Origin of the sequence: Streptomyces sp. NPDC048473, assembly GCF_043200155.1 — a bacterium.
Taxonomy (GTDB): Bacteria; Actinomycetota; Actinomycetes; order Streptomycetales; family Streptomycetaceae; genus Streptomyces.
The window spans coordinates 93,421-119,269 of sequence record NZ_JBICXE010000026.1 but is presented as its reverse complement, the minus strand read 5'-3'; the positions used below and the strand labels follow the sequence as shown (position 1 = coordinate 119,269).

Genomic DNA, 25,849 nt, shown 5'->3' with positions numbered 1-25,849 from the left:
ACCATGGCATCGAACACCCTTGTCTCCCGACGACGCGTCCCCGGACAGCGCAGGGCCGGGCGGCGCGCCGCCGACCAGGGACGCCAACGGACCCTGATCTCATCGGCCCAGCTCGCCAGGCCCCGGGGCAAGGCCGTCTACTGGATCGTCTTCGCCCTGGTGATCATCCTGTTCACCGTGGCCTTCCTGGGACCCCTCTACTGGATGGTCACCGGCGGGCTCAAGACCACCCAGGAAGCCGTACAGAGCCCGCCCACGGCCTTCCCCGCCTCCGTCCACACCGAGAACTACTCCCGGGCCTGGACCGTGATGGACCTGTCCAGACTCCTCTTCAACACCCTCTACTACGCCTTCGGAGCACTCGCCTTCCAACTGGTCCTCGACGTCACCGCCGCCTACTCGCTGTCCAGACTCCGACCGGTGTTCGGCAAGGCCATCCTCGGCATGATGCTGGCCACCCTGATGATCCCGGCCACCGTCCTCGTCGTACCCCAGTACCTCACGGTCCTCGATGTGCCCATCGTGCAGCGCAATCTGCTCAACTCGCCCTGGGTCATCTGGCTACCGTCTGTCACCAACGCCTTCAACATCTTTCTGCTGAAGCGGTTCTTCGACTCGATACCGGGCGAACTGCTGGACGCCGCCGCCATCGACGGAGCCACGCCGCTGCGCACCCTGCGCTCGGTGGTCCTGCCGATCTCCCGGCCGATACTCGGCGTCGTCTCCATCTTCGCGATCGTCGGTGTGTGGAAGGACTTCCTCTGGCCGATGCTCACCCTCCCCGACCCGGGCAAACAGACCCTCAACGTGGGCATCTACTCGCTGGCGAGCGGAGTACCCGAGAACGTACTCATTGCCGCGCTCACCATCGCCTCCGTTCCGACGCTCCTCATCTTCCTGCTCTTCCAGCGCAACATCATGAGCGGTCTCACCGCAGGCGGACTCAAGGGCTAGCACCTGCCGTCGAACCGCCGTCACCCCCCCAGCACTCCGCCGTCGGCTCTCTCCCATTCAGCGCCCCGCTGTCCGGGGCCGGCGGCGGAGTCCCACCTGCCCGAAAGGAACGCCACGTGGCAGCCAGCCTTCCGTCCGAGGCCACCGCGAACTGGTGGCGCGACGCCGCCATCTACCAGATCTATGTACGCAGCTTCGCCGATGGCGACGGTGACGGAACCGGCGATCTGGCGGGGGTACGGGCCAAGCTGCCCCACCTCGTCGAACTGGGCGTGGACGCGATCTGGTTCACCCCCTGGTATCTGTCGCCGCTCGCCGACGGCGGATACGACGTGGCCGACTACCGCACCATCGACCCCGCCTTCGGCAGTCTCGCCGAGGCCGAGAAGCTGATCGCTCAGGCCCGCGAACTGGGCATCCGTACGATCGTCGACATCGTCCCCAACCATGTCTCCGACCAGCACGCATGGTTCCGTGCGGCCCTCGCCGCCGGCCCCGGCAGCGCCGAGCGGGAACTCTTCCACTTCCGGACCGGACGCGGCACCGACGGCGAACTCCCGCCCAACGACTGGGTCTCCGAGTTCGGCGGCGTCCCGTGGACCCGGCTGGAGGACGGCGAGTGGTACCTGCACCTGTTCGCCACCCAGCAGCCCGACCTCAACTGGGAACACCCGGCCGTCCGTCAGGAGCACGAGGACGTCCTCCGCTTCTGGTTCGACCGGGGCGTGTCGGGTGTACGGATCGACTCGGCGGCCCTGCTCGCCAAGGACCCCGCACTGCCCGACTTCGTCAAGGGCCGCGACCCCCACCCGTTCACCGACCGCGACGAACTCCACGACATCTACCGCTCCTGGCGGGCCATCGCCGACGAGTACGGGGCGGTCTTCGTCGGCGAGGTCTGGCTCCCCGACAGCGAGCGCTTCGCCCGCTATCTGCGCCCCGACGAGCTGCACACCGCCTTCAACTTCAACTTCCTGGCCTGCCCCTGGGACGCCGGGCCGCTGCGCACCGCGATCGACGACACGCTCGCCGAGCACACCTCGGTCGGCGCCCCCGCCACCTGGGTCCTGTGCAACCACGACGTCACCCGGACCGTCACCAGGTACGGCCGCGAGGACACCGGATTCGACTTCGGGGCGAAGTCCTTCGGCACACCGACGGACCTGGCACTCGGCACTCGGCGGGCCCGCGCCGCGGCCCTGCTGTCACTGGCCCTGCCCGGTGCGGCCTACCTGTACCAGGGCGAGGAACTGGGACTTCCGGAGGCGGACATCCCGCGTGACCGGATCCAGGACCCCATGCACTTCCGCTCGGGCGGCACCGACCCGGGACGCGACGGATGCCGGGTGCCACTGCCGTGGTCGGAGCGGGCGCCGTACGCCGGCTTCGGCTCCACCACGGAGCCGTGGCTTCCGCAGCCGTCCGACTGGTCCTCGTACGCCGCCGACCGGCAGAGCACCGATCCGCAGTCGATGCTCAGCCTCTACCGCGAAGCCCTGCGGCTGCGCCGGACCGAGCCGGGCTTCCGGACGGCGGCGGGTTCCGGTGCGCAACAGCTGACCTGGCTGCCCTCGGCACCCGGGGTACTCGCCTTCACCCGGCCCGGCGGACTGATCTGCGTCGCCAATCCGGGCGCGGAACCCGTCGAGCTGCCCGGACACACGGACATCCTTCTCACCAGCGGCCCGCTGGACGCGGAGGGCAGGCTCCCGCAGGACACGGCGGCCTGGCTGCGGAACTGACCGCTGCGGCCGTGTGCGCAGGTGCGGCAGGATCGCGGGGCGACGAGGGCTGCGGCACAGTGGGCATATGGACGATCTGAATGCCCTCGCCGACGAGCATCTGGCCACGGCCCGTACCTCCCCGCACGGCCGCAGCGCCCACCGCCTGCTGCATGAGGAACCCCTGCGCCAGACCGTCATCGCCCTCACCTCCGGCTCCGCCCTCGACGAGCACAACGCACCCGCCGCGGCCTCCCTCCAGGTGCTCCGCGGCAGGGTGCGCCTCACGGCGCCCTCCGGCGATGTGGAGCTGAGCGCCGGAGGGCTCCACCCGATCCCGCAGGAGCGGCACGGGCTGCTGGCGCTGGAGGACGCCGTGGTGCTGCTGACTACCGTCAACGAGTGACGGTGACGGATCCGGGACGTGCGGCGGAGGCCATCCGGACGCGCTCCAGGACCCACAGCACAAGGCTTCCGGCGGCCAGCGAACCGCCCAGGAGGCAGATGCCGCTCCAGCCCGCCCGCACCCAGACCACCGAAGCGAGTGCGGCACCGGCCGCCCCGCCCATGAAGAAGAGCGTCATGAACCCGGAGTTGACCCGGTTGCGGGCCTCCGGGCGGAGTGCGTAGATCACGTTCTGACTGCTGTTGAGCCCTGCCTGCTGGGCGATGTTCAGCGAGATCACTCCGACCGCCAGCCACAGCAGGGAGGACTCGCCGGCCAGCAGGGGCAGCCAGGAGAGCGTGAGGAGCGCGGCCGCCGTTCCCGACACCGCCTGCACCCGGCCGCGGTCGCTCAACCGGGCCGCGAAGTTCATGCCCACCACACCGATGACGCCCACCAGACCGAAGAGTCCGATGGCGGCGGCGTTCCAGTGGAAGGGGGGCCGGGTCAGCAGAAACGTCAGCGCGGTCAGCTGCACGCTGTACGAGGCCATGGAGAACGCGCCGATGGCTGCCCGCCAGCGGAGCAGAGGCTCCTGCCGCAGCAGGGCCAGCGTCGAGCGCAGAAGTCCGGTGTACGGCATCGGGGCCGCGTCGCCGGGCCGGGGCAGCCGGGGGAGCCGGTTGTGCAGAAGTATCGCCATGACGGCCATGAGCAGCGCGTTCACCCAGTACGCGGTCCGCCAGCCGCCGAGTTCGGACAGTGCGCCGGAGGCCAGCCGCCCGAACAGCCCGCCGAGCAGGACGCCGGACATGACGACACCGACGATCCTGCCGCGTTCGGCCGGAGCCGCCAGGGTCGCCGCGAACGGCACCACTACCTGCGCCCCGACGGAGGTCAGTGCGGTGAGCAGGGTCCCGGCGATCAGCAGGGGGCCGGTGGGGGCCGCGGCCGTCACCAGGAGAAAGAAAGCGGTGAGCGCGAACAGGCTCACGGCGAGCCTTCGGCGCTCCAGGACGTCCCCGAGGGGAACGAGCAGGATCAGGCCCAGCGCGTACCCGGCCTGGGCGGCGGTCACGATCAGCCCCGCCGCGGTGACACCGATGTGCAGATTCACCTCGATGATGTCGAGCAGCGGCTGCGCGAAGTAGTTGCCGGCGGCCGAGAGCCCGGCAGCCAGGGCCATCAGCAGGACCAGGCCGCGCCCGAGCGCGGGCGAATCGGGGAGAGTGCGCGGGACGGCCCGGCCGAGGGTCTCGTGTGTGGAATGTGCCATGTCCCTCAGCGTCGGGGATCCACCATCCATGAGTCCAACACATGTTTTTCATTCCATCTATCGTGGTTCACGATAGATGGATGGAACTTCAGCAGATGCGGTACGTCGTCGCGGTGGCGGAACTGGGGAGCTTCACCCGCGCCGCGAAGAGGTGCCTGGTCGTCCAGTCCGCGTTGAGTCATCAGATCGCTCGGCTGGAGAAGGAGCTGGGGGCGCGCCTCTTCGACCGCACCAGCCGTCATGTGCGGCTCACCGCGGCGGGTGAGGCGTTCCTGCCGGAGGCCAGGCAGGCGCTGGACGCGGCGGAGCGGGCCCGTGCTGAAGTGGCCGCCACGGCGGGCGAGGTCCGTGGACGCCTCGCGGTCGGAGCCATCCCGACCGTTGCCGCGATCGACATCCCGGCCGCGCTGCGGGCGTTCCACCTGCGCTACCCGAAGGTGCACATCGTCCTGCGGGACGGGGCGAGCAAGGACCTGGTCCAGGAAGTACGGGACGGCACGCTCGACGTGGCGTTCCTGGGCGTGCTGCCGAGCTACCGGCCGAAGGGCGTGAGCGATCACGAACTCGCCACGGGCGAACTGGTCGCAGTCGTCGCCCCCACCCACTCCCTGGCCGGAAAGGCGGAAGTGGGTCTGGAACGGCTGGCGAAGGAGATGTTCGTCGACTACCCCGACGGCACCGCGGCCCGGGCGCAGTCGGAGGAGGCGTTCGCGGCGATGGGGCTCACCCGCGAGGTGGCGTTCGAGGTCAGCGGCACCGACTTCATCGTCCGCCTGGTCCGCAGCGGGCTCGGCATCGCCATGCTGCCGGCTGCCTTCGCGGCGGAACTGACCGGCGTACATGTGCTGCCCGTCCGCGATGCGCCCGCCCGCACGGAGCGGCTGGTCTGGAGCCGCTTCCGTCCCACCCCGGCCGCCGTGGCGTTCCTGACCGGACTCGGTGTGGAAGCCGGCTGACGGTCTCGTTCAGTCGTCGGGCAGCGCCCGGCGGCGGCTCCGCAGGAAGTCCTGCTCTGCCGTGTTCTGCGTGCGGTCGACGGCTGCGTCGTACGCCGACGCGGCTTGCGAGGTGCGGCCCAGCCTGCGGAGCAGATCGGCCCGTACGGCATGGAACACGTGGTAGCCGTCGAGCCCGAGTTGCTCGACGAGCGCGAGCGCCGCCTCCGGCCCCTCCACCTCTGCCACCGCGACGGCACGGTTGAGCGCCACCACCGGGCTCGGGCTCAGGGCCAGCAACTGGTCGTAGAGCCGCAGGATCTGCCCCCAGTCGGTGGCGGCAGCGGTCGCCGCGTCACTGTGCACGGCGTTGATCGCCGCCTGGATCTGGTACGGGCCCGGCCGGCCCCGCCGCAGGCATTGCCGTACGAGCGCCTGCCCCTCGGCGATCAGCGCTCCGTCCCACCGGTCGCGGTCCTGTTCGGCCAGGGGCACCAGTTCGCCGTCCGGGCCCGAGCGCGCGCCGCGGCGCGCGTCGGTGAGCAGCATGAGCGCGAGCAGCCCCAGCACCTCGGGTTCGTCGGGCATGAGCCCGGCCAGGAGGCGACCGAGGCGGGTGGCCTCCGCGCAGAGGTCCTCGCGCACCAGCCGGTCGCCCGAACTCGCCGTGTACCCCTCGTTGAAGATGAGATACACAACGGCGAGCACGGAGCGGACCCGCTCGGGAAGGTCGGCGTCGGCGGGCACCCGGTAGGGGATCCGGGCGTCGCGGATCTTGCCCTTGGCCCGTACAAGACGCTGTGCCATGGTCGGCTCCGGCACCAGGAACGCGTGCGCCAACTCCGCGGTGGTGAGCCCGCCCAGCAGCCGAAGGGTCAGGGCGACCTGCGCACCGGTGGAGAGCGCGGGGTGGCAGCAGGTGAAGATCAGGCGCAGCCGGTCGTCCTGCACGGGTCCCTCCTCGGCCGGTTCGTTCCTGGCGCGCACCAGCGCCGCCTGCGCATACCGGTCGGCGCGGGAGGCCTCGCGGCGCAGGCGGTCGATCGCCCGGTTGCGCGCGGTGGTGATGATCCAGCCGGCCGGGGCGGGCGGCAGCCCGGTCACCGGCCACCGGTCGAGCGCGGTGGTGAACGCCTCCTGGACCGCTTCCTCGGCGATATCGATGTCACCGAAGGCGCGGACGAGTACGGCCACGCAGCGGCCGTACTCCGCGCGGAAGAGACGCTCGATGTCCGCGGCGGGCACAGCCGGCGCGTCCGGCCCGCCTGCCGGGGTGGACGGGCCTGGTGTGCCGGCCGGGGTGGACGGGCCGGGTGCACCGGCCATCAGCCCTCCACGTCACCCTCGAACGGCCGGACCTCGATGGGCAGCGTGATCGCCCGAGCGGCCTTGCGGCCCCAGTCGAGGGCGGCGTCCAGATCGGGCGCCTTGATGATGCACAGCCCGCCGAGGTACTCCTTCCCCTCGATGTACGGGCCGTCGGTGAGCAGCGTGTCGCCGTCCTTCGCCCGCACGACGGTGGCCGTGGTCGGGGAGCTCAGTCCACCTGCGAACACCCAGGCCCCGGCCTGCTGCAACTCCTGGTGGAAGCCGTCCACGTTCCGCATGATCTGTTCCAGTGCCTCGGGGGAGGGCGGCTCGCCCCGGGACGGTGTGACCACGCTGAGCAGGTAGTGCTTCATGGTGTGCCTCCTTCGGGTGCGACGCCGGCGCCTTGCCGGTGTCTCACCCTCTATACGAACGGGTGCCGCCCGGATCGACACGGAACACGGTCGTGTTCGAAGAATTTCTCCCCGAGACTTGTGGGAGCGCTCCCAGGCTCGGCAGGATGAGGTGATGACCCAGCCTCCCGGCCCACGGGCCTACCACCCCGACGACCGTGCGGCCCTCGCGGACATCTGCGTCCGGACGGCCGACAACGGCGGCGACTCCCGGCATCTGTACCCTGACCAGGAGCTGATGCCGTCGATCTTCGCCGCGCCGTACGCGTACCTAGAACCCGATCTGGCCTTCGTGATCGACGACGGTACGGGCCGGGCGGTCGGCTACATCCTGGGGACCGCGAACACGGAGCGATTCGTCGAAGCGTTCCGGGGGAAGTGGCTGCCATTGGTCGAGGAGCGCTTCCCGGCGCTCGACGGCCCGCCGCGTACCCCCAGTGAGGAGATGATCGCCCTCCTGCACGACCCCGAGCGGATGATCCTTCCCGAACTGGCCGCCCACCCAGCCCACTTGCACATCGATCTGCTGCCCGCATGGCAGCGGAAGGGGTACGGCAGAGCGCTGATGCGTACGTTCCTGGCCGCCCTGCGGGCCAAAGGAGTCGAGACCGTGCATCTGTCCATGCTCAGGGCCAACACTCCGGCCAGGGCCTTCTACGACCGGCTCGGCTTCGGCGAGATCCAGGCCCCGGACCCCGGGCCCGTCACCTACCTGGGTCGCACCACCGAAGCGGACCTGTAGCGATCCGTCGGCATCGGCGGGGCGACTCCCGGCGCCCACTCACACGGTGCGCTCCATGCACACCAACTCGTCCCGCGCGTCCCACGGTTCAGTGATCTCGAAGCCGAGCCGCTCGTACAGGGCGATGGCGCCCGTGCGCCACTTCCATACGGAGAGCCGGACCGTGCCGACACCGCTCTGCTCGGCGTGCGCCAGTGCGGCGCTCATCAGATGGGAGGCGATGCCGCGTCCCCGGAACTCCGGATCGGTCCACAACCGCTTGATCTCCGACCGGCCCTCGACAGCGGCGGTGACCACGACACAGCCCACAGGGGTGTCACCGCTCAGCGCCAGCAGCACGGCATCGCCGTGGAATGCCGTCCGGGGGTCCGAGATCTCCGCCCGGTACCGGGCGGGCAGGTCGGCCGCGTCGGCGACGGCCTCGCCCTTCTCGGCCTGGGTCCGCAGATGGTAGGCCGCCAGCAGCCGGGCCGGCCAGTCCTCGGCGGCACCGCTCCGGCCGGGCCGGCGAACGACGACAATCCCGGATCGAACAGTCATGGCATCAGCATCACATGCACGCCCCTACGAGCCGGTGGGGAGGTCCTCGACCGGAGCGGAATCCGTGCCGGGGGTGTCGGCCCCGGCCATGCGCGGGCGTCTTCGCGTCATCCGTAACGGACAGGCCACCGAGGGGGTGTCACGGGGGTCGGCTGGGCAGGTACTGGTGTACGACCCGGAAAAGGGGCGAAGCGGACGGTGCCGAGGGGCGTGTGACGTGAGGGAGCAGACCGTGTGGCAGTTCTCCGACGATCGTGGACAGTTGTCGACCGCCGGGCGGCGCCCTGCGCGGGTGCTCGCCTATGTCCAGGCCGGAGCGACCCTGTGGGACCACGGGATACGCCCGAGCGCGATATTCGGCTCAGACCATGACGACCGAGCCGTGCCGGACGCAGCGAAGACCGGATCGCTGTCGCTGACCGAGGTCGGCTATCTCGGCGCGGGCAGCACCCTGGACGTGGACACCCTGCTGAGCGGTGAGCCGGACCTCGTCGTGGCCGTCAGCTACGGCGGCGGTCATGTCTACGGGCTCGCCCCGGAGACCGCCAAGCATCTTGAGGAGCACGTCCCGGTCGTCGTCATCGACGTGGGCCAGGCGCGCACCCTCGCGGAGATCGGTGACCGGTTCGCGCAGCTGGCACGCTCACTCGGCGCCGGGGAACCCACGACGGCGACACAGGACCTGGACGCCGCCCGGGACCGGCTGCGCGCCCTCGCCGCCGGACCGGCACGACCCCGGGTGGTCGCCCTTTCCCCGGCCGGCCAGGACCAGGCGCACCTCGCCCGCCCCCGCATGTGGCCCGAGCTGCGCGTGCTGGCCGAGCTCGGCGTCGACCTCGTGGAACCGGCCGAGGGGCCCGGCGCGAACTGGTCCACGGTCGGCTGGGCGGACGCCTCGGCGCTGCGCCCCGCCATCGTGCTCGCCGACATCCGGGCCAATGCCACGCCCCTCGACGAACTCCGGACGAACGAGGAGTGGTCGGCGATCGAGCGCGCCGCCCGGGTGGTGCCCTGGAATCCGGAGCCGGTCTGCAGTCCGCAGGCCCATGCGCGGTTCCTGACACTTGTGGCCGATGCGCTGGAGGCCGCCGCCCACCGGCTTTGACGTACGTGGCCACAAGGTGCGGCCGCCCCCGCCCGCCGCACGGGACGCGTACGCCGATGCCCCGTACGGACGCTTCCGATCGCGCAGGCCGCCCCGGTTCGCGAGGCTGGCCAGGAGCGTCCCGAGCCGACACCGCACGTCCCCAGGAGCAGGCATGCAGCAGGACAAGCACCCGGCCTACCGTCCCGTCGTCTTCCGCGACCGTTCGGCGGGCTACGCCTTTTTGACCCGGTCCACCGCATCGAGCGAGCAGACGATCGACTGGGACGACGGCAACAGCTACCCCGTCATCGACGTGGAGATCTCCGCGGAGAGCCACCCGTTCTACACCGGGAAGGCCCGCGTGGTGGACTCCGAGGGACAGGTCGCCAAGTTCGAGCGCCGGTACGGGGAGGAGGGGCACAAGGACGCCTCCTGACCGGCGTACCGACCCGAGCTGACCCGCGTACGCACCGGAGTCCTCCGGCCTGCCTCCCAGGGGCCGGGGGACTCCGTCCGTCACATCTCTTGACACCGCTGGCCAACCCCTCGTAACTTGCCTGCAACATCGTACTAACGCGCGTTACTAAAGCGCGTAACCAGAGCACGGCCCGCTGTCGGCGGGACGCAGGGGGTATTCGAAGTGGCCACGAACAAGGCGCGACGCGTGACGATGAGCGATGTCGCCCGTCATGCCGGTGTCTCGCGCACCACCGTCTCCTTCGTCCTCAACGAGCGCGCCGACGCCGGCATCCCCGAGGAGACCCGGGTCCGCATCCGGGCCTCGATCGAGGAGCTCGGCTACCGGCCCAACGCCGGAGCGAGGGCGCTCGCCGCCAAGCGGAGCGAGTGGTACGGGCTGATCACCGAGATCGTCACCGCGCCGTTCGCCGTCGATGTGATCAAGGGGGCGCAGGACCGGGCCTGGGCCGAAGGCAAGTTTCTGCTCATCACGGCGGGGGACCGGGATCCCGCCATGGAGGCCGCTGCCTTCGACAAGCTTCTCGAACAGCGTGCCGAAGGGCTGCTGTACGCCACGACCTGGCACCGTGCGGTGACACTGCCGCCCGCCGCCCGCGAAGTGCCGGTCGTCCTGGTGAACTGCTTCGACGCGGACGGCGCCCTGCCGTCCGTCGTGCCCGACGAGGTGGCGGGCGGCCACACGGCGACCCGGCGGCTGCTCGACGCGGGTCACCGCCGTATCGGGTTCATCAATCTCGACACGGGCATCCCGGCCGCCGTCGGACGACGCCAGGGGTATGAACAGGCCCTGGGTGAAGCTGACTTGGACATCGACGACAGCCTCGTCGTACCGGGACATGCCACCGCCGACGGCGGGTACGCCGCGGCCTGTGAACTGCTCGACCGCACGGACGGCCGCCACCCCACGGCGCTGTTCTGCGGGAACGACCGGACGGCGATGGGCGCCTATGACGCCATCAAGGAACGCGGACTGCGGATCCCGGACGACATTGCCGTCATCGGATTCGACAACCAGGAACTCATCGCCGCCTACCTGCGGCCCGGCCTCACCACGGTCGCCCTGCCCTTCGAGGCCATGGGAGCCAAGGGCGTCGACATGCTCGGCGCTCTCACAGCGGGACAGCCGCTCACCACCACACAGGTGATGGTCGACTGCCCGCTGATCGAACGCTCGTCGGTCTGACTGCGAATCAGTCCGGCGGGAATCCTCACCCGTCTTCGGTCAATTGAAGAGAGAGAAGAAAACACATTATGGCACCGTCGATACGTGCCCGGCGCCTCCGGCCCGCAGCGCTCGCCGCCCCCGTCGCGGCCCTGCTGCTCACGGGCTGCAGCGGCACCGGTACGAACGCCGCGGGGGACACCTCCGGCCATCAGTTCCTGACAATTCCCCGCGAGGACTTCGCCACCTTCACCCGGAACTTCAACCCGTTCGCCCCCGGCCAGGTGGTGGCCCCCATGACCACCCAGGCGATCTACGAGGCGATGCTCGTCTACAACCCGGCCGACGGCAAGGCCACCCCATGGCTGGCCACCTCCTGGGAGACGTCTGCGGACGGCAGGACCGTCACGTTCACCCTGCGCGACGGCGTCAAGTGGTCCGACGGCAAGCCGCTGACCGCCGAGGACGTCGCGTACACCTTCGGTCTGCAGAAGAAGCTGCTCGGCGGCTACGAGTATCTGCGGACGGCGAAGGCCGAGGGCACCGACAAGGTCGTCTTCTCCCTCACCAAGCCGTACTCGCCCGGTCTGTTCGAGCTGGGCAAGCAGATCATCGTGCCCAAGCACATCTGGGAGAAGGTCAAGGACCCGGCGAAGGACACCAACCCGTACCCGGTCGGCACCGGCCCGTACACCAAGGTCGCCAACTTCCAGAGCCAGTCGTACGAGCTCCGCAGGAACCCCGAGTACTGGCAGCCGAAGAAGCAGCGGATCGACGGCATCCGGGTGCTCGGCTTCTCCGGTAACGACAGCGCCAACCTGGCCTTCGTCAACGGCGAGGCGGACTGGACCCAGTCGTTCATACCCGAAGTGCAGAAGAGCTTCGTGGCCAAGGGCCCGAAGCACAACAAGTACTGGTACCCGAAGACCGGTTCGATGGTCGACTGGACGATGAACACCACCAAGGCGCCGTTCGACGACCCGAAGGTGCGCAAGGCGCTCAGCCAGGCCGTCGACCGAGAGAGCGTCACCAAGGTCGGCATGAACGGCTACACACAGCCCGCCGACTGCACGGGCCTGTCCGGCGGATACGACAAGTGGCGCGACAAGACCCTCGCCGACTCCTGCACCTGGACGAAGCACGACGCCGCAGCGGCGGCGAAGGCGCTCGACGAAGCCGGCTACAAGAAGGGCCCCGACGGCAAGCGGAAGCTCAAGAACGGAAAGCCGTTCACCTTCAGCATCTCGGTCGGCTCCGCATCCTCCGACTGGCTGTCCGTCGCCAACATCATCAAGCAGAACCTCGACGGGATCGGTGTCACCGCGAAGGTGAAGTCGCCGGACTGGGCCGCCGTCGTCAGCGGTTACGAGACCGGGGACTACGACACCGGCATCGTCTGGAGCGACAACGGCGCCACGCCGTTCCAGTTCTACCGGACCACCATGGGCACCGAATCGGTCAAGCCCGTCGGCACCAAGGCGGTCAGCAACTACCACCGCTTCGGCGACAAGAAGGCCGACACGCTTCTCGACCGGTTCGCCGCCGCCCCCGACGAAGCCGGGCAGCGCCGCGCGGTCGACGGACTGCAGAAGCTGTTCGCCGAGGACGCACCCGTCGTGCCGCTCTTCCCGGGACCGGAGTGGGGCGCGTACACCGACACTCGGTTCACCGGCTGGCCCACCGAGGACAACCCGTACGCCACGCTCACCAACCGCGGCGACACCACCGTCCTCGTCCTGATGAGCCTGAAGCCCGTCAGGAACTGACAGCACTGACACCCCGTCACTCAGGTGGCCCGCCCGCACCGACACCACAGGCGGGCCACCGGCCCTCATAGATTCGGAGGGGGACCAGTGCGTTACATCCTGCGCAATCTGGGCTTCTATCTGCTGGCCTTCTGGGCCTCCATCACCCTGAACTTCATGCTGCCCCGCTTCATGCCCGGCGACCCCGTCTCCCGGATGTTCGCCCGCTCCCAGAGCCAGATGCAGCCGGAACAGATCGACCAGCTCCGCCGGCTCTTCGGCCTCGACCACCGGCCGATGTGGCAGCAGTACCTCGACTACATCAAGGACGTCTGCACCGGGAACATGGGCATCTCCATCTCCCGCTTCCCGACCCCCGTCTCCGAGGTCATCGCCTCCCAGATCGGCTGGACGCTGCTGCTCGGCGGCACCGCCCTCGTCATCGCCGTCGTCATCGGCAACCTGCTGGGCATCGTCGCCGCGTGGCGGCGCGGCGGCGTACTCGACTCGGTGTTCCCGCCGCTGCTCGTCTTTGCCGGCTCGTTCCCGTACTTCTGGCTCGCCATGGGCGCGCTCTACCTGTTCGGCATGACACTCGGCTGGTTCCCCATGCGGCACGCCTTCGACGTCGGCCTCAGCCCCGACCTGTCCTGGGCATTCGTCTCCAACGCCGCCTCACACCTCTTCCTGCCCGCGCTGACCATCGTCCTGGTGTCGATCGGCGGCTGGATGCTCGGCATGCGCAACACCATGATCGCGACGGTCGCCGAGGACTACATCACGATGGCCGAGGCCAAGGGCCTCAGCCCGAGCCGGATCATGTTCCGGTACGCGGCACGCAACGCGATGCTCCCTTCCGTCACCAACTTCGGCATGGCGCTCGGATTCGTGGTCGGTGGCGCGCTGCTCACCGAGGTCGTCTTCGCCTACCCGGGCGTCGGCTTCCAACTGCTCGCCGCCGTCCAGGGCCTCGACTACCCGCTGATGCAGGGGATCTTCCTCACCATCACCGCCGCCGTACTGGTCGCCAACTTCCTCGTCGACCTTGTTTATGTCCGTCTCGACCCGCGTGTGCGCGTCCGCTGAGCGGCCGGAGAAGGAGAAGACCCATGAGCGTCCTCGACTCCCACACGGAGCCCGCCGCACCACGGACCGAGCCGCCGGCCGCCGTAACCCCGAAGCCCCGGCGATCCCGGGCCGGACTGCTGCGGTCCCTGCTCGCCAACCGTAAGGCACTGTTCGGCGCTGTCGTGCTGGTGGTGTTCGTCCTGCTGGCCCTGCTCGCACCCGTGATCGCCCCCGGCGACCCGTCGAAGATCAACAGTCTGGGCGCCGGTTTCCCGTCGGCGTCCCATCTGCTCGGTACGACCGCCAAGGGGCAGGACGTCCTCGCACTGACCCTGTGGGGCGCACGCAGCTCGCTGCTCGTTGGATTCTCCGTCGGGATCGCCGCGACCGCCCTCGCCGTGCTCGTCGGCATGGCCTGTGCCTACTTCGGCCGGATCGTCGACGATGTGCTCTCCCTCGTCACCAACATCTTCCTGCTGGTGCCCGGAGTGCCGCTGCTCGTCATCCTCGCGGCGTTCATGCCGCCGGGTACGGCGACCGTCATCCTGGTCCTCGTCGTCACCGGCTGGGCGGGCTCCGCCCGGGTGCTGCGCGCCCAGGCCAAGTCGATCCGCGGCAAGGATTTCGTCGCCGCGTCCGTCGTCACCGGTGAACGCGCGATACGGATCATGTTCCGGGAGATCCTCCCCAACATGGCCTCCGTCGTCATGACGACGCTGCTGGGCTGCGTCATCTTCGGCATCGGCGCCCAGGCGGGCCTCGAATTCCTCGGCCTCGGCGACGCCTCCGTCGTCAGCTGGGGCACCAACCTCTACTGGGCCGGAAACGACGGCGCGCTGATGACCGGCGCCTGGTGGGTGTTCGTACCCTCCGGCCTCTGTATCGCCCTCGTCGCCTTCGCCCTTGCGATGGTCAACTACGCGGTCGACGAGATCACCAACCCGCGACTGCGCGCACGCCGCACCAAGAACCGCAACCGGAAGGGCTGAACGATGACTGTGCCCTCTCAGACCGTGCCCTCTCAGAATGGCGTTCTCGATGTACGGAACCTGCGCGTCGAGTACGGCGGGGACGGCCGCAGCGTCGTCGGCGCCGACAACGTCTCCTTCACCATCGGCGCCGGTGAGATCTTCGGCCTCGCCGGTGAGTCCGGCTGCGGCAAGTCGACCGTCGCCAACGCCCTGATGCGCCTCCTCAAGCCGCCCGCACAGATCACCGCGGGATCGGTCACATTCAAGGGCCGCGACGTGCTCGCCATGGACCCGGGCGAACTGCGCGCCTTCCGCTGGCGCGAGATCGCCATGGTGTTCCAGTCCGCGATGAACTCGCTCAACCCGGTCCTCACCATCGGCGAGCAGATCGGCGACATCTTCACCACCCACGAGCGGATGAAGAAGCGCCAGGCCCGGGGCCGCTCCGGTGAACTCCTCGAACTCGTCGGCATCGACCCGGCCAGGCTCAAGTCGTACCCGCACCAGCTCTCCGGCGGCATGCGCCAGCGCGTCGTCATTGCGATGGCCGTCGCCCTGAAACCGGCGCTGCTCATCATGGACGAGCCGACCACCGCACTCGACGTGGTGGTCCAGCAGGAGATCATGGCGCAGATCGGCGACCTCCAGCGAGAACTGGGCTTCTCCGTACTCCTCATCACCCACGACATTTCCCTGATGGTCGAACTCTCCCACCGGATGGGTGTGATGTACGGCGGCCGGCTCGTCGAACTCGCACCGGCCAAGGAGCTCTTCGCCGACCCGCTGCACCCGTACACCCGGGCCCTCATGAACGCCTTCCCGCCGCTCACCGGACCGCGCGTCCACCTCACCGGCCTTGCCGATCTGCCGCGTACGCAGACGAGCTGCGGCTTCCACGCGCACTGCCCCGGCGACCGGTCGGACTGCTCCATGAACATTACCGATCTGCGCGAGGTGGCCGCCGGCCGATTCGTCGCCCGAACCAGTGGAGGCGCGCGATGACGGCCCCGGCCACCGCGACCCGCACCCCGTTGATGAGCGTGCGCGGGCTCACCAAGGACTTCCGGATGGGCGGGCTGTTCTCCCGCGACCACCACCGGGCCCTGAACGCCGTCGACCTCGACATCCCGCACGGGAAGATCGTCGCCCTCGTCGGCGAGTCCGGCAGCGGCAAATCCACCCTCGCCCGCTGTCTCGCCCGGCTCGAACAGCCGAGCTCAGGGCAGGTCCTGCTGGACGGCCTGGATGTGCTGAAGACCCAGAGGCGCGGTGCCTCCCGCGCCTACCGGGGCGCCGTCCAGATGGTGTTCCAGGACCCCTTCGGCTCCCTCAACCCCGTCCACCGCGTCGAGCACTTCCTACGCCGGGCCCTGCTGGTGCACGGCCGGCCCGCCGGCGAGAGCGAGCTGCGTGCACTCATCACCACGGTCGGGCTGACCGAGGACATGCTCCAGTCCTACCCGCACGAACTCTCCGGCGGCCAGCGCCAGCGCGTCGCCATCGCCCGCGCGCTCGCCGTCGACCCCCGCCTCGTCCTCGCCGACGAACCCACCTCGATGCTCGACGTCTCCGTACGCATCGGCATTCTCAACCTGATGCGGCGGCTGCGCGACGAGCACGGCATCTCCATGCTGTACATCACCCACGACCTGGCATCGGCCCGCTATGTCGCCGACACCACACAGGTGCTGTTCGCCGGAGAACTCGTCGAGGGCGGCGACTCGCTCGCCCTGATGGACCGCCCCGCCCACCCGTACACCCGACTCCTGCTCTCCGCCGTCCCCGACCCGGAGCGCAACCAGGGCTACGACCCCGTCGAGCGGGCCGCGCTGCGCGCTGCCGTGCTGACACCCGAGTCGTGCCCGTACGAGGACGAAGGCGAGTGCAGCCGCACCGAGCCCGTCCGCCATGCCGTCGGCGAGGACGACGGGCAGCCCCACTGGGTGCGCTGCCACCTCTACGCCCCCGCCACCCCCACCGCGCGCCGCGTCCTGACCGCGGCCACCCCGGAAGCCGAGAACGCCTGATCATGACCCACGACCTCACCCTGCCCCGCGCCCGCCACCAGGACGCGCCGAAGGGCCTGGCCGAACGGGCCGTCCTCGACCCGCACCGGCCCCGCTTCCACTTCACCGCCCCCGGCGGCTGGCTCAACGACCCCAACGGGCTTGCCCATTGGGACGGCGTCTACCACCTCTTCTACCAGTACAATCCCCTCGCCGCCGCCCACCACCGCATCCACTGGGGCCATGCCACCAGCCGCGACCTGATCAACTGGACCGACGAACCCGTCGCCCTCGTCCCCGGCACCGATGGCCCCGACCGGGACGGCTGCTGGTCCGGTGTCCTCGTCGACGACGGCGGCACACCCACCCTCGTCTACTCCGGCCGGCACGGCGAGAGCGAACTCCCTTGCGTGGCCACCGGATCGCCCGATCTGCGCAGCTGGCGCAAGGACCCCGCGAACCCCGTGATCGCCGCCCCGCCGCAGGGCGACATCACGGCCTTCCGCGATCACTGCGTATGGCGCGAGAACGGGAAGTGGCGCCAGCTCGTCGGCTCCGGCATCCGGGACGTCGGCGGCACCGCGTTCCTGTACGAGTCCGAGGACCTGCGCGACTGGCGGTATGTCGGCCCGCTGCTCAGCGGCGACGCGAGCACCGGGACGGCGGCCGATCTCGACTGGACCGGCACCATGTGGGAGTGCGTCGACCTGTTCCGGATCGACGGCGCCGACATCCTCGCCTTCTCCGCCTGGGACGAAGGCGCCACGCACTACCCGCTCTACTGGACCGGACAGTACGAGGGCGACACCTTCACCCCCGCGGAACTCCACCGACTCGACTACGGGCAGCGCTACTTCTACGCCCCGCAGTCCACCCGCGACGCACTGGGCCGACGCGTCATGTTCGGCTGGCTCCAGGAGGGCCGCGACGAGGACGCCATGGCCGAGGCCGGCTGGTGCGGTGTGATGTCGCTGCCGCGCGTGGTCACCCTGGGCGCCGACGGGCGGCTCGCCCAGGCACCCGTCCCGGAACTCACACGCCTGCGCCGCGACGCCGTGCACACCGGCGCGTTCACCGTGACTGACGGGACGTACGTACAGCTGGACGACGTGACCGGCGACCAGCTCGACATCGAGACGACGCTGCGCCTCGCCCCTGGAGCCGCGGCCCGGCTCGTGGTGCGCGAGACCCCTGACGGTTCGGAGCGGACCGTGATCGAGGTGTCGCGCGCCACGGACGGCACGACGGGCACCCTGCGGCTGCACCGGGGGGCGAGCAGCCTCGACCCGTCCGTCGACGGCGAACCCCGTTACGGGGAACTGTCGTTGAACGGAGACGGCGCCGTGGACCTGCGGGTGCTGGTCGACCACTCCGCGCTGGAGATCTTCGCCAACGGGCGTGCGCTGGCTGCCCGGATCTACCCGACCCGTCCCGACGCCCTGGGTGTCAGCATCGCCGCCGTCGGAGCGGTCGCCGTGGAGCGGCTCGACGCCTGGCAGATGGCCGCCGTCTTCGACGGCCCCCGCCCGCTCTGGCCCTGAACGGCCCACTTCCCCCCATCCTGAGGAGACGATCATGTCCATTTCCCGGCGTGCACTCCTGTCCTCGGCCGGTCTGACGCTGCTGGCCCCCCTCTCGGGGGCCGGCCGGGCGTCGGCCGCGCCCCCGGTGCCCGAAGCGACCGGACCCCGAACGGCGTCGCTGTCCGGCGACCTCGCGGCGATTCCCGATCCGCTCGGCCTCACCGGCACATGGTCCCGCACCACCGACGGCGGGCAGCGGGTCGTGACGGGTACCGAACGCAATGCCGTCGCCCTGTCCGAGCAGCGCATCGCGGCCGTCGCCGGATACGCGGCGCGCATCACCATCGACCCCGGATCCCCGTACGCCGTCGGCTCATTGGTCGTACGCGCCACCGCCGACGGATCGGCCGGGTATGCGGCGAGCCTCGACCCGAACCTGCACCGGATACGGCTGTACGACCTGGCTGCCGGCCGTGACCTCGTACCACCGGCCTCCGTCGCACTGTCTCCCGGCACCACGTATCTCCTCGAAATGACCGTTGACGGGCCGGAGTTGACCGTCCTGCTGGACGGCAAGCAGGTGCTCGCCGCGCGGGACACCGGGTACGAACACGGTGCCGCCGGGCTGCACGCGTACAACGGCACAGTCGTCTTCGGGCCGCCCGGACTGCGCTCCGTCACCACCGACGCCACCGGCTGGACCACCGACGGAGGCACCTGGACCGCCACCCCCCTCGGCTGGCACGCGCAGGCCCCCGCCGACACCAACTGCCGTGCCATGGCGTCCACCCGGGTGTACGACGCCTCTTACCAGGCCGACGTCCGGATCGCCGATCCGTACGCGGTCGCCGCCCTGCTGCTCCGCACCGACGCCCAGGGAACGTCCGGCTACGGCATCCAGATCGATCCGAACCAGAACCGGCTGCGGCTCTACCGAATCGACGGTGACACCACCCTCGGCACCTACAGCACCACCATCGATGTGGACAAGGTGTACCGGATCCGCATCGAGGCGGACGGTCCACACCTCAAGGTCCGCTGGCAGACCGACTTCATCACCCCCGACGGCTACGCCCCCGTCATCACGGCCGAGGACTCCACGCACGCGGCGGGGCAGCTCGGCGTCCTGGCCCACAACGGGTCCGTCCTCTTCGAAGAGATCACCACCACCGGCCTGGTGACGGATCTTCAGAGCTGGACGACGGTGAACGGAGGCTGGACCCCCGATCTGCGCGGGCTGCGGGCCGAGGGCGACGGCGCGCTGCGGATCGCCCCGTTCCCCGGCGGCGACGTACTGATCGGTGCCGACATCGGTCTGGCCGGCGCGACCACCGCGGGTCTCGTGGTCCGGGCCGACGCGGCCGGAGCGGGCGGCTACGAGGTACGGCTCGACGCGACCGGCGTACGGCTCCTCGACCGTACGGACACCACCGAACTCGGCCGCGCCGCACCGCCCGTCCGGCCGTTCGCCGCGGGAGGCACCTACCGGACCGAGGTCCGCGCCCTGGGTACGGCCGTGACCGTGACCGTGGACGGCGTCGAGGCACTTACCGCCACCGTGTCCCGCACCGGCGGAACCGCTGTCGGACTCACCGCGACCGGAGGCACGGCCCTCTTCCAGGAAGTCAGGGCCCGCACCCCGCAGACGTACTACACGGACACCTACCGGCCCGCATACCGCTACACCCAGCTCGCCTCGCACACCAGCGATCCCAACGGTCTTGTCCGGTACGAGGGCGAATACCACCTCTTCCACCAGGACTCGGGCCAGTGGGCGCACGCCGTCTCCACTGATCTCCTGCACTGGCGCGCGCTCCCCGTCGCGCTGCCGGTCTCGGACTTCGGCCACACCTGGTCGGGGTCGTGCGTGGCCGACACCGGCGACGCCAGCGGACTCTTCGGGGGAGGAGCGGGGCTGATCGCCTTCTACACCAGTTACCACCCCGACAAGCCCGGTGGAAACCAGTCCGTGCGTGTCGCCCACAGCAAGGACAGGGGCCGCTCCTGGAAGTGGTACGGCGCCGAACCCGTCGTACAGAATCCCGGCGGCCCGGACGGCGGCTGGGACTTCCGCGACCCGAAGGTCGTCCGCGACGACGAGCGCGACCAGTGGGTGATGGTGGTCTCCGGCGGCGACCATGTCCGCTTCTTCACCTCCACCGACCTGCTGCACTGGGTGTACCGCTCCTCCTTCGGATACGGGGACTGGGTCACCGGCGGAGTCTGGGAGTGCCCAGACCTCTTCCCGCTGCCGGTCGACGGCGACCCGGGCCACATGCGTTGGGTGCTCGCGCTCTCCACCGGCGCGGTCCGCAAGACCGACGGTTCGGCAGCCGAGTACTTCCTCGGCGACTGGGACGGCAGCACCTTCACCACCACCGACACGGCGGGCACCCCGCTGCGCGCCGAGGCGGGCCGCGACTACTACGCCGCCATGACCTTCTACGGACTGCCGGACGGCCGACGCGTCCAGCTCGGCTGGCTCAGCAACTGGGACTATGCGTTCAGCGCCCCCACCGGCGAATGGAACGGCCAGCTCGGCATCCCGCGCGAACTGACACTGTCCGACAAGGGACTTGTCCAGCGCCCCGCCGTCGAGGTCGAGACCCTGCGCACGAGCAGCACCACCATCAAGGACGTCACGGTGCGTCCGGACTCCGCGAACCCGCTCGCGGAGCTGCGCGGCCGTTCGTACGAGATCGAGGCCGAGATCTCCCTGCCGGGCACGGGCGCCGCGACCGAATTCGGCTTCCGGCTCCGCACCGGGGGAGACCGACGGACGCTGGTCGGCTACGACGCCGGCGCGGGGAAACTCTTCGTGGACCGTACCGACGCAGGTGTCTCCGACTTCACGGAACACTTCGCGGGACGGACCTCCACGTCTCTGCCCCTCGACACGGTCGACGGTGAACGCCGGCTGCGGATACGGCTGTTCATGGACACCTCCTCGGTCGAGGTCTTCGGCGGCGACGGCCGGGTCACGATCAGCAGCCTCCTCCTCCCCGAACCGGACGACCAGGGCATGGCGTTCTACGCCACCGGAGGCGAGGCCCGTATCGTCACGCTGACCGTCCACCGGCTCCGTGACGTCTTCCGGGTCACCGGCACCGACCCGAAAACGCCCACGCCCCCGTCAGGCGGCGCGTTCCGCAGCGGCGGGCTCGGCGATCTCACCGTGGTGCCGGCCGGGCACTGGACGACCACCGGCGCCGGCCGCACCGGAGCCTTCGACCGGGACTCGACCGCCGTCTCCAGCACCGAGTACGGCGATCTGGAACTGACGACGCTGGTCCGGTTCGGTGGCCCGGACGGCACCAGCGGCGCCGGATCCGTGCTGCTCCGCGCCACGCCCGACACGGCCGACGGATACGCCGTCAACCTCGACCCGAACCTGCGGACGGCCCGGCTCTTCCGCAGGGACGGCGGACAGACGACCGTACTCGCCGAGGTGCCCCTGCTGCTACGCACCGGGGTCACTCTTGCGCTGCGGATCCGGGCCCGGGGCGGGCGGATCGAGGCGTTCATCGACGGCCGGCCGGTCATCGATGTGACGGACACCCGCTATGCACGCGGCAGGATCGGTCTCAATGTGTTCGGAGGCCGCACCGCCTACCAGGACACCTTCGTCACCGCACTCTAGGAGACCCCACCCTCATGCTCGACAGACTCGACCTGCTGGTCATCGGCGAATGCGTCGCCGACATCGTCCGGCTGCCGGGTGCGGCCGACCAGGTCCACCCGGGAGGCAGCCCGGCCAACGTCGCATACGGCGTGGCCAGGCTCGGGCACGGCGTCACTCTGCTCACCCAGCTCGGCCCGGACGGCAACGGACGGCTGATCAGGGACCATCTGGCCGGCGCCGGGGTCGAGGTCCGCACGGACGGTGCCGCGGCGCCCACCCCGTCCGCCGCAGTGACCCTGGACGACGGCGGCCAGGCCGCGTACACCTTCGAGATCATCTGGACGCTCGCCCCGGTCTCCCTGGACCGGCCGCCCCACCATGTCCACACCGGATCCATCGCGACGGTGATGGAACCCGGAGCGGCCACCGTCCTCGCCGCCGTCGAGTCGCTGCGGACGTCCGCGACCGTCAGCTACGACCCCAATGTGCGGCCCGAGCTGATGGGGGACCACGACGTGGCTGTCCGCAAGGCCGAGCGCTGCGTCGCGCTCAGCGATGTGGTCAAGGCCAGCGACGAGGACCTGCAGTGGCTGTATCCGGGCCAGGAGCCGGAGCAGGTCGCCGAGCGGTGGCTCGCCACGGGCCCGGCCGTCGTCCTCGTCACCCGGGGAGGCGACGGTGCGCTGGCCGTCTTCCCCGGTGGGCAGGTGACGGTGCACGCGCTGCCCACCGACGTCGTCGACACCGTGGGAGCGGGCGACGCCTTCATGTCGGGCACCTTGCACGCCCTCGCCTCGCACGGGCTGCTGGGTGCGGACGGCCGTGAACGGCTGCGCTCGCTGGACCGGGACACCGTGACCGATGTCCTGCGTCACGCGGCGGCCTGTGCCGCTGTGACCGTCGCACGGGCCGGTGCCAACCCGCCGGACGAGGCGGAGTTGAAGGCGGCACTCGCCCGGGGCTGAACACGACGGTGCCACCACCCCCTTGCGAGGCGGTGGCACCGTCATGCCGTCGGCGTGGGGCCGGCCGACCGGGACGGCCCGGGGGAGCGCCGAGTCCACGGTGCTGCCGGTCCTCGGCCGTCACCTGTGCCGCCGGCCGTGAAGGTTCGGTGGGAACCGCTCATTACCCGTTCATTACCCGGGCGCCGCCAGATGCGGCGTGCTGTCGTCGTCGAGGAACTCGATGACGGCGAGGGCGAACAGCGCGCACAGCGCGATCCACACGGTGACCAGGCCCGTCGGCCGGTCCCACGCCACCAGGACCGCGGCGGCCACCACGACCACCGTCCAGTTCAGCCGGCGCCTGGCGCGGTGCACCCACCTGCCGACCGGGCCGCCGGTGACACCTGCCGCGTCCCGTACGGCACCGATGCCGCCGCTCCACATGGCCTTGACACGGGTGGCGGCGCGGCCGTCACCGGTGAGCCATGCCGCGAGGGCCACCACAATGCCGAGCGTGACCACCAGGCGGACCAGGGCGCGCACGTAACCGACCAGGGCATCGAACACCGAACCGGCCGCCGGCTGTGACACCTCGGACGGGAGACTGTCGAGATAGAAAGCGCGGCCCACCCACACGGCCAGACCGAGTACTGCGGCGCCCGCCGCGACCGCGAGCGCCGTCGTGACCAGTGCGCGACGGCGGCGCACCGCGAGAAGCACCCCGCCCGCGGCCAGCACCAGAGTGACCAACGGCAGCCAGAAACCGATGATCTGGAGGGCCCGGAACCACTTCTTGGCCTTGCCGACCGAGTCGGAGGTCAGCACCGTGAAGTCGGTGTGGATTTCCGGGATCTTCGTGGCGATCGTCAGCCCCCGGTCGACGAGGCGTTGCTTCACCCGGTCGATGACCGGTGCCAGGTCGATGGTGACGGTGTCATCGGTGAGCTTCACCGCCCCGCCGCCGCTCCCGGTCAGCGCCTTCATCGTCGCGGACTGGGCGGTCCGGTTGAGGTCGGTCCAGATCGTCTCGAAGGCGTCGCTCGTGACGAACTTCTCCACGGTCCCGTGCACGAAGTCCGAAACCCCCGTGGTCAGGGGGCCGCTCAGTCTCGAGAGCGCCTTGTCGACAACCGGCCGGTCCGCAGGGGAGACATCGGCCAGCAGCGCCTTCACATCGAGGTGCTTCATGACCGCGCCGGTGACGCGATCGGTCACCGCGGACTGCACATCGGGGTCGGATGCGAGCGGCGCCATCATCGCCACATAGTTGTCCGTGTCGCCGATCTCGTTCTTCGCCCAGGTGGACACGATGCTCAGCGGCGTGAGGACGGCCGCGACGAGGATGAGCAGCACGGCGAAGAACGAACGGGCCCGCAGCCGGTGCCGTGCCGGGGCACGGGCCTCCAGCACCGCCACCCTGGCGCGTAGCGCCTCCAGTTCCGCGCGCGCCCCCGGGGACTCCGGCTGGTTACCGTCCGCTTCCATGTCCCCAGGGGATGCCCTGCCGGTGCGCACAGCGCGGCGGACTGCTGCGGACGGGTGAACGCGGTCACCGGGCGCGTGGCGCGGCTCGGTCCACTCGGCGCATCGGTGACCCGTTCGGCTCAGTGAGCGCATCCTCGCCGCGGCTACTGCCGTTCGACAACCGGTGGACGTGATCGATTACGGAGGAGGGGGCGGAACATGGGGCGGGCCGACATGGGTGTCGCGGTTACGGGAGTGGGGCTGGTGACCCCTGCGGGCGCGGACGAACACACCTTCTGGGCGGGACTCTGCGCCGGTGTGTCCGCGGCCCGGAGCTGTGAAGAACTGGCCGGGCTGCCGGTCGACTTCGCCTGTCCGGTCGACGGGATCGACCTGGACGAGGCCGTCGGCGGACGCTCGGTGTGGCGGATGGCACGGTTCGTGAAGATGGCGCTGGTCGCCGCCCGTCAGGCGGTGGCGGACGCCGGGCTGTCACCGGAGCGGTGGGACGGCGACCGGGTGGGCGTGGTGCTGGGCGTCGGTGTGGGCGGGGTGTCCGTGCTCGTCGACAATCTGCGCAGGCTGGACGACGGCGGACCGGAGGCGGTGTCGCCGCTGCTGGTCCCGATGATGATGCCCAATGCCGCCGCCGGGGAGGTGGCCATCGCTCTGCGGGCCCACGGCCCCAGCCTGGCACCGGCCACGGCCTGCGCGTCCGGGGCGACCGCGATCGCCGTGGCCCGCGACCTGCTGACGAGCGGCCGGTGCGATGTGGTGGTGGCCGGCGGTGCGGAGTCCGTACTGACTCCGCTGGTGGTGAGCGCCTTCGCGGGAATGGGAGCGCTCTCGCTGCGTACCGGCGATCCGGCGGGGGCATCGCGGCCGTTCGCCGCGGACCGGGACGGGTTCGTGATCGGTGAGGGTGCCGCCGTGCTCGTGCTGGAGCGGGCACTCGATGTGCACGCCCGCGGGGGACGGCCGCGCGCCCTGCTGACCGGTGCGGGTTCCGGCACCGATGCCCACCACCCCACGGCCCCGGACCCGGAAGGAGCCGGTGCGCGCAGGGCCGTGGAGGCGGCGCTGCACGAGGCGGGCTGGGCGGCCCACGAGGTCGACCACATCAATGCGCACGGCACATCGACCCCGCTGAACGACGCGATGGAGAGCGCGCTCATCTCGGGGCTCTTCCCCCACCGGCCGTCGGTGACCGCCCCGAAGGGCGTGCTCGGGCACACCCTCGCCGCGGCCGGGGCGATCGAAGCGGTGGCCACCGTACTGACCCTGGAGCACGGCCTCGTCCCGCCGATCGCGAACCTGGACCCGCTGCCGGACGGGTTCGACGTCGACTGCGTGGTCAGGGAGCCCCGCATGCAGCACGTCGAGCGGGCGCTCAGCCACTCCTTCGGCTTCGGCGGACACAACGTCGCGCTGGCCTTCCAGCGCGTCGACGCGGACGGCCCGACGCGGACGGCCCCCGGTGTCCTCGCCGTCGGCTGATCG

22 protein-coding genes are annotated in these 25,849 nt (G+C 70.4%); 17 read left to right on the top strand and 5 right to left on the bottom strand.

What is annotated here, in order from left to right:
• Positions 1–3 precede the first annotated feature (3 nt).
• The 3 genes from ACGFU7_RS32475 (at position 4) to ACGFU7_RS32465 (ending at position 3,081) form a co-directional block, all read left to right on the top strand.
• Positions 4–954 carry a carbohydrate ABC transporter permease gene (locus tag ACGFU7_RS32475; protein WP_393700572.1) on the top strand — a complete coding sequence of 317 codons (951 nt, stop codon included), beginning with the start codon at positions 4–6 and terminating at the stop codon, positions 952–954.
• Between the two features lie 116 nt (positions 955–1,070).
• Entirely contained in the window at positions 1,071–2,696 is a 1,626-nt protein-coding gene (locus ACGFU7_RS32470; protein WP_393700571.1) for a glycoside hydrolase family 13 protein, read from the top strand.
• A gap of 67 nt (positions 2,697–2,763) precedes the next feature.
• Positions 2,764–3,081 (top strand): cupin, encoded by a 318-nt coding sequence (locus ACGFU7_RS32465; RefSeq protein ID WP_393700569.1) that lies wholly within the window; start codon positions 2,764–2,766, stop codon positions 3,079–3,081.
• On the opposite strand, the gene ACGFU7_RS32460 is transcribed toward ACGFU7_RS32465, so the two are convergent.
• Positions 3,071–4,336: an MFS transporter gene (locus tag ACGFU7_RS32460; RefSeq protein ID WP_393700568.1), complete on the bottom strand. Its 1,266-nt coding sequence runs from the start codon at positions 4,334–4,336 to the stop codon at positions 3,071–3,073. The two genes, ACGFU7_RS32465 and ACGFU7_RS32460, sit on opposite strands and share 11 nt — an antisense overlap.
• 80 nt (positions 4,337–4,416) lie before the next feature.
• Here ACGFU7_RS32460 and ACGFU7_RS32455 point away from each other — a divergent pair, with 80 nt between their 5' ends.
• Positions 4,417–5,292 (top strand): LysR family transcriptional regulator, encoded by an 876-nt coding sequence (locus tag ACGFU7_RS32455; protein WP_393700566.1) that lies wholly within the window; start codon positions 4,417–4,419, stop codon positions 5,290–5,292.
• 9 nt (positions 5,293–5,301) lie between these two features.
• On the opposite strand, the gene ACGFU7_RS32450 is transcribed toward ACGFU7_RS32455, so the two are convergent.
• Positions 5,302–6,597 (bottom strand): RNA polymerase sigma factor, encoded by a 1,296-nt coding sequence (locus tag ACGFU7_RS32450; protein WP_393700564.1) that lies wholly within the window; start codon positions 6,595–6,597, stop codon positions 5,302–5,304.
• Positions 6,597–6,953 carry a YciI family protein gene (locus ACGFU7_RS32445; protein ID WP_393700563.1) on the bottom strand — a complete coding sequence of 119 codons (357 nt, stop codon included), beginning with the start codon at positions 6,951–6,953 and terminating at the stop codon, positions 6,597–6,599. Before ACGFU7_RS32445 ends, ACGFU7_RS32450 begins: the two co-directional genes overlap by 1 nt.
• 154 nt (positions 6,954–7,107) lie before the next feature.
• Here ACGFU7_RS32445 and ACGFU7_RS32440 point away from each other — a divergent pair, with 154 nt between their 5' ends.
• Entirely contained in the window at positions 7,108–7,734 is a 627-nt protein-coding gene (locus ACGFU7_RS32440; protein WP_393700562.1) for a GNAT family N-acetyltransferase, read from the top strand.
• 39 nt (positions 7,735–7,773) lie between these two features.
• Here ACGFU7_RS32440 and ACGFU7_RS32435 read toward each other — a convergent pair whose 3' ends face one another.
• The gene (locus ACGFU7_RS32435; protein WP_393700561.1) at positions 7,774–8,274 is read right to left on the bottom strand and encodes a GNAT family N-acetyltransferase; all 501 of its coding nucleotides are present in this window, start codon (positions 8,272–8,274) and stop codon (positions 7,774–7,776) included.
• Positions 8,275–8,491: 217 nt separating this feature from the next.
• Between ACGFU7_RS32435 and ACGFU7_RS32430 the strand changes: the two genes are divergently transcribed.
• From ACGFU7_RS32430 to ACGFU7_RS32380, 11 genes are all read left to right on the top strand, one after another.
• The gene (locus ACGFU7_RS32430; protein ID WP_393700560.1) at positions 8,492–9,379 is read left to right on the top strand and encodes an ABC transporter substrate-binding protein; all 888 of its coding nucleotides are present in this window, start codon (positions 8,492–8,494) and stop codon (positions 9,377–9,379) included.
• Positions 9,380–9,533: 154 nt separating this feature from the next.
• Complete coding sequence (locus ACGFU7_RS32425) at positions 9,534–9,797, top strand: type B 50S ribosomal protein L31 (RefSeq protein WP_393700558.1); 264 nt, start codon at positions 9,534–9,536, stop codon at positions 9,795–9,797.
• Between the two features lie 204 nt (positions 9,798–10,001).
• A complete protein-coding gene (locus ACGFU7_RS32420; protein WP_393700556.1) occupies positions 10,002–11,024 on the top strand; it encodes a LacI family DNA-binding transcriptional regulator in 1,023 nt (340 codons plus the stop codon).
• A gap of 68 nt (positions 11,025–11,092) precedes the next feature.
• Entirely contained in the window at positions 11,093–12,769 is a 1,677-nt protein-coding gene (locus ACGFU7_RS32415; RefSeq protein ID WP_393700554.1) for an ABC transporter substrate-binding protein, read from the top strand.
• 87 nt (positions 12,770–12,856) lie between these two features.
• Positions 12,857–13,834 (top strand): ABC transporter permease, encoded by a 978-nt coding sequence (locus ACGFU7_RS32410; RefSeq protein WP_393700553.1) that lies wholly within the window; start codon positions 12,857–12,859, stop codon positions 13,832–13,834.
• Between the two features lie 23 nt (positions 13,835–13,857).
• Positions 13,858–14,805 (top strand): ABC transporter permease, encoded by a 948-nt coding sequence (locus ACGFU7_RS32405; protein WP_393700552.1) that lies wholly within the window; start codon positions 13,858–13,860, stop codon positions 14,803–14,805.
• Between the two features lie 24 nt (positions 14,806–14,829).
• Positions 14,830–15,789 carry an ABC transporter ATP-binding protein gene (locus ACGFU7_RS32400; protein ID WP_393700551.1) on the top strand — a complete coding sequence of 320 codons (960 nt, stop codon included), beginning with the start codon at positions 14,830–14,832 and terminating at the stop codon, positions 15,787–15,789.
• On the top strand, positions 15,786–16,814 hold the full coding sequence (locus tag ACGFU7_RS32395; RefSeq protein ID WP_393700549.1) for an ABC transporter ATP-binding protein: 1,029 nt from the start codon (positions 15,786–15,788) through the stop codon (positions 16,812–16,814). Before ACGFU7_RS32400 ends, ACGFU7_RS32395 begins: the two co-directional genes overlap by 4 nt.
• A 2-nt stretch (positions 16,815–16,816) precedes the next feature.
• A complete protein-coding gene (locus ACGFU7_RS32390) occupies positions 16,817–18,334 on the top strand; it encodes a glycoside hydrolase family 32 protein (protein WP_393700548.1) in 1,518 nt (505 codons plus the stop codon).
• Positions 18,335–18,368: 34 nt separating this feature from the next.
• The gene (locus ACGFU7_RS32385; protein WP_393700546.1) at positions 18,369–21,956 is read left to right on the top strand and encodes a GH32 C-terminal domain-containing protein; all 3,588 of its coding nucleotides are present in this window, start codon (positions 18,369–18,371) and stop codon (positions 21,954–21,956) included.
• A 14-nt stretch (positions 21,957–21,970) separates the two neighbouring features.
• Complete coding sequence (locus ACGFU7_RS32380; RefSeq protein ID WP_393700545.1) at positions 21,971–22,903, top strand: carbohydrate kinase; 933 nt, start codon at positions 21,971–21,973, stop codon at positions 22,901–22,903.
• A 174-nt stretch (positions 22,904–23,077) separates the two neighbouring features.
• Here the strand turns inward: ACGFU7_RS32380 and ACGFU7_RS32375 are convergent, their stop codons facing one another.
• Positions 23,078–24,370, bottom strand: a complete 1,293-nt coding sequence (locus tag ACGFU7_RS32375; protein WP_393700544.1) for a hypothetical protein — start codon at positions 24,368–24,370, stop codon at positions 23,078–23,080.
• A 198-nt stretch (positions 24,371–24,568) separates the two neighbouring features.
• Between ACGFU7_RS32375 and ACGFU7_RS32370 the strand changes: the two genes are divergently transcribed.
• The gene (locus ACGFU7_RS32370) at positions 24,569–25,846 is read left to right on the top strand and encodes a beta-ketoacyl-[acyl-carrier-protein] synthase family protein (RefSeq protein ID WP_393700542.1); all 1,278 of its coding nucleotides are present in this window, start codon (positions 24,569–24,571) and stop codon (positions 25,844–25,846) included.
• Positions 25,847–25,849 lie beyond the last annotated feature (3 nt).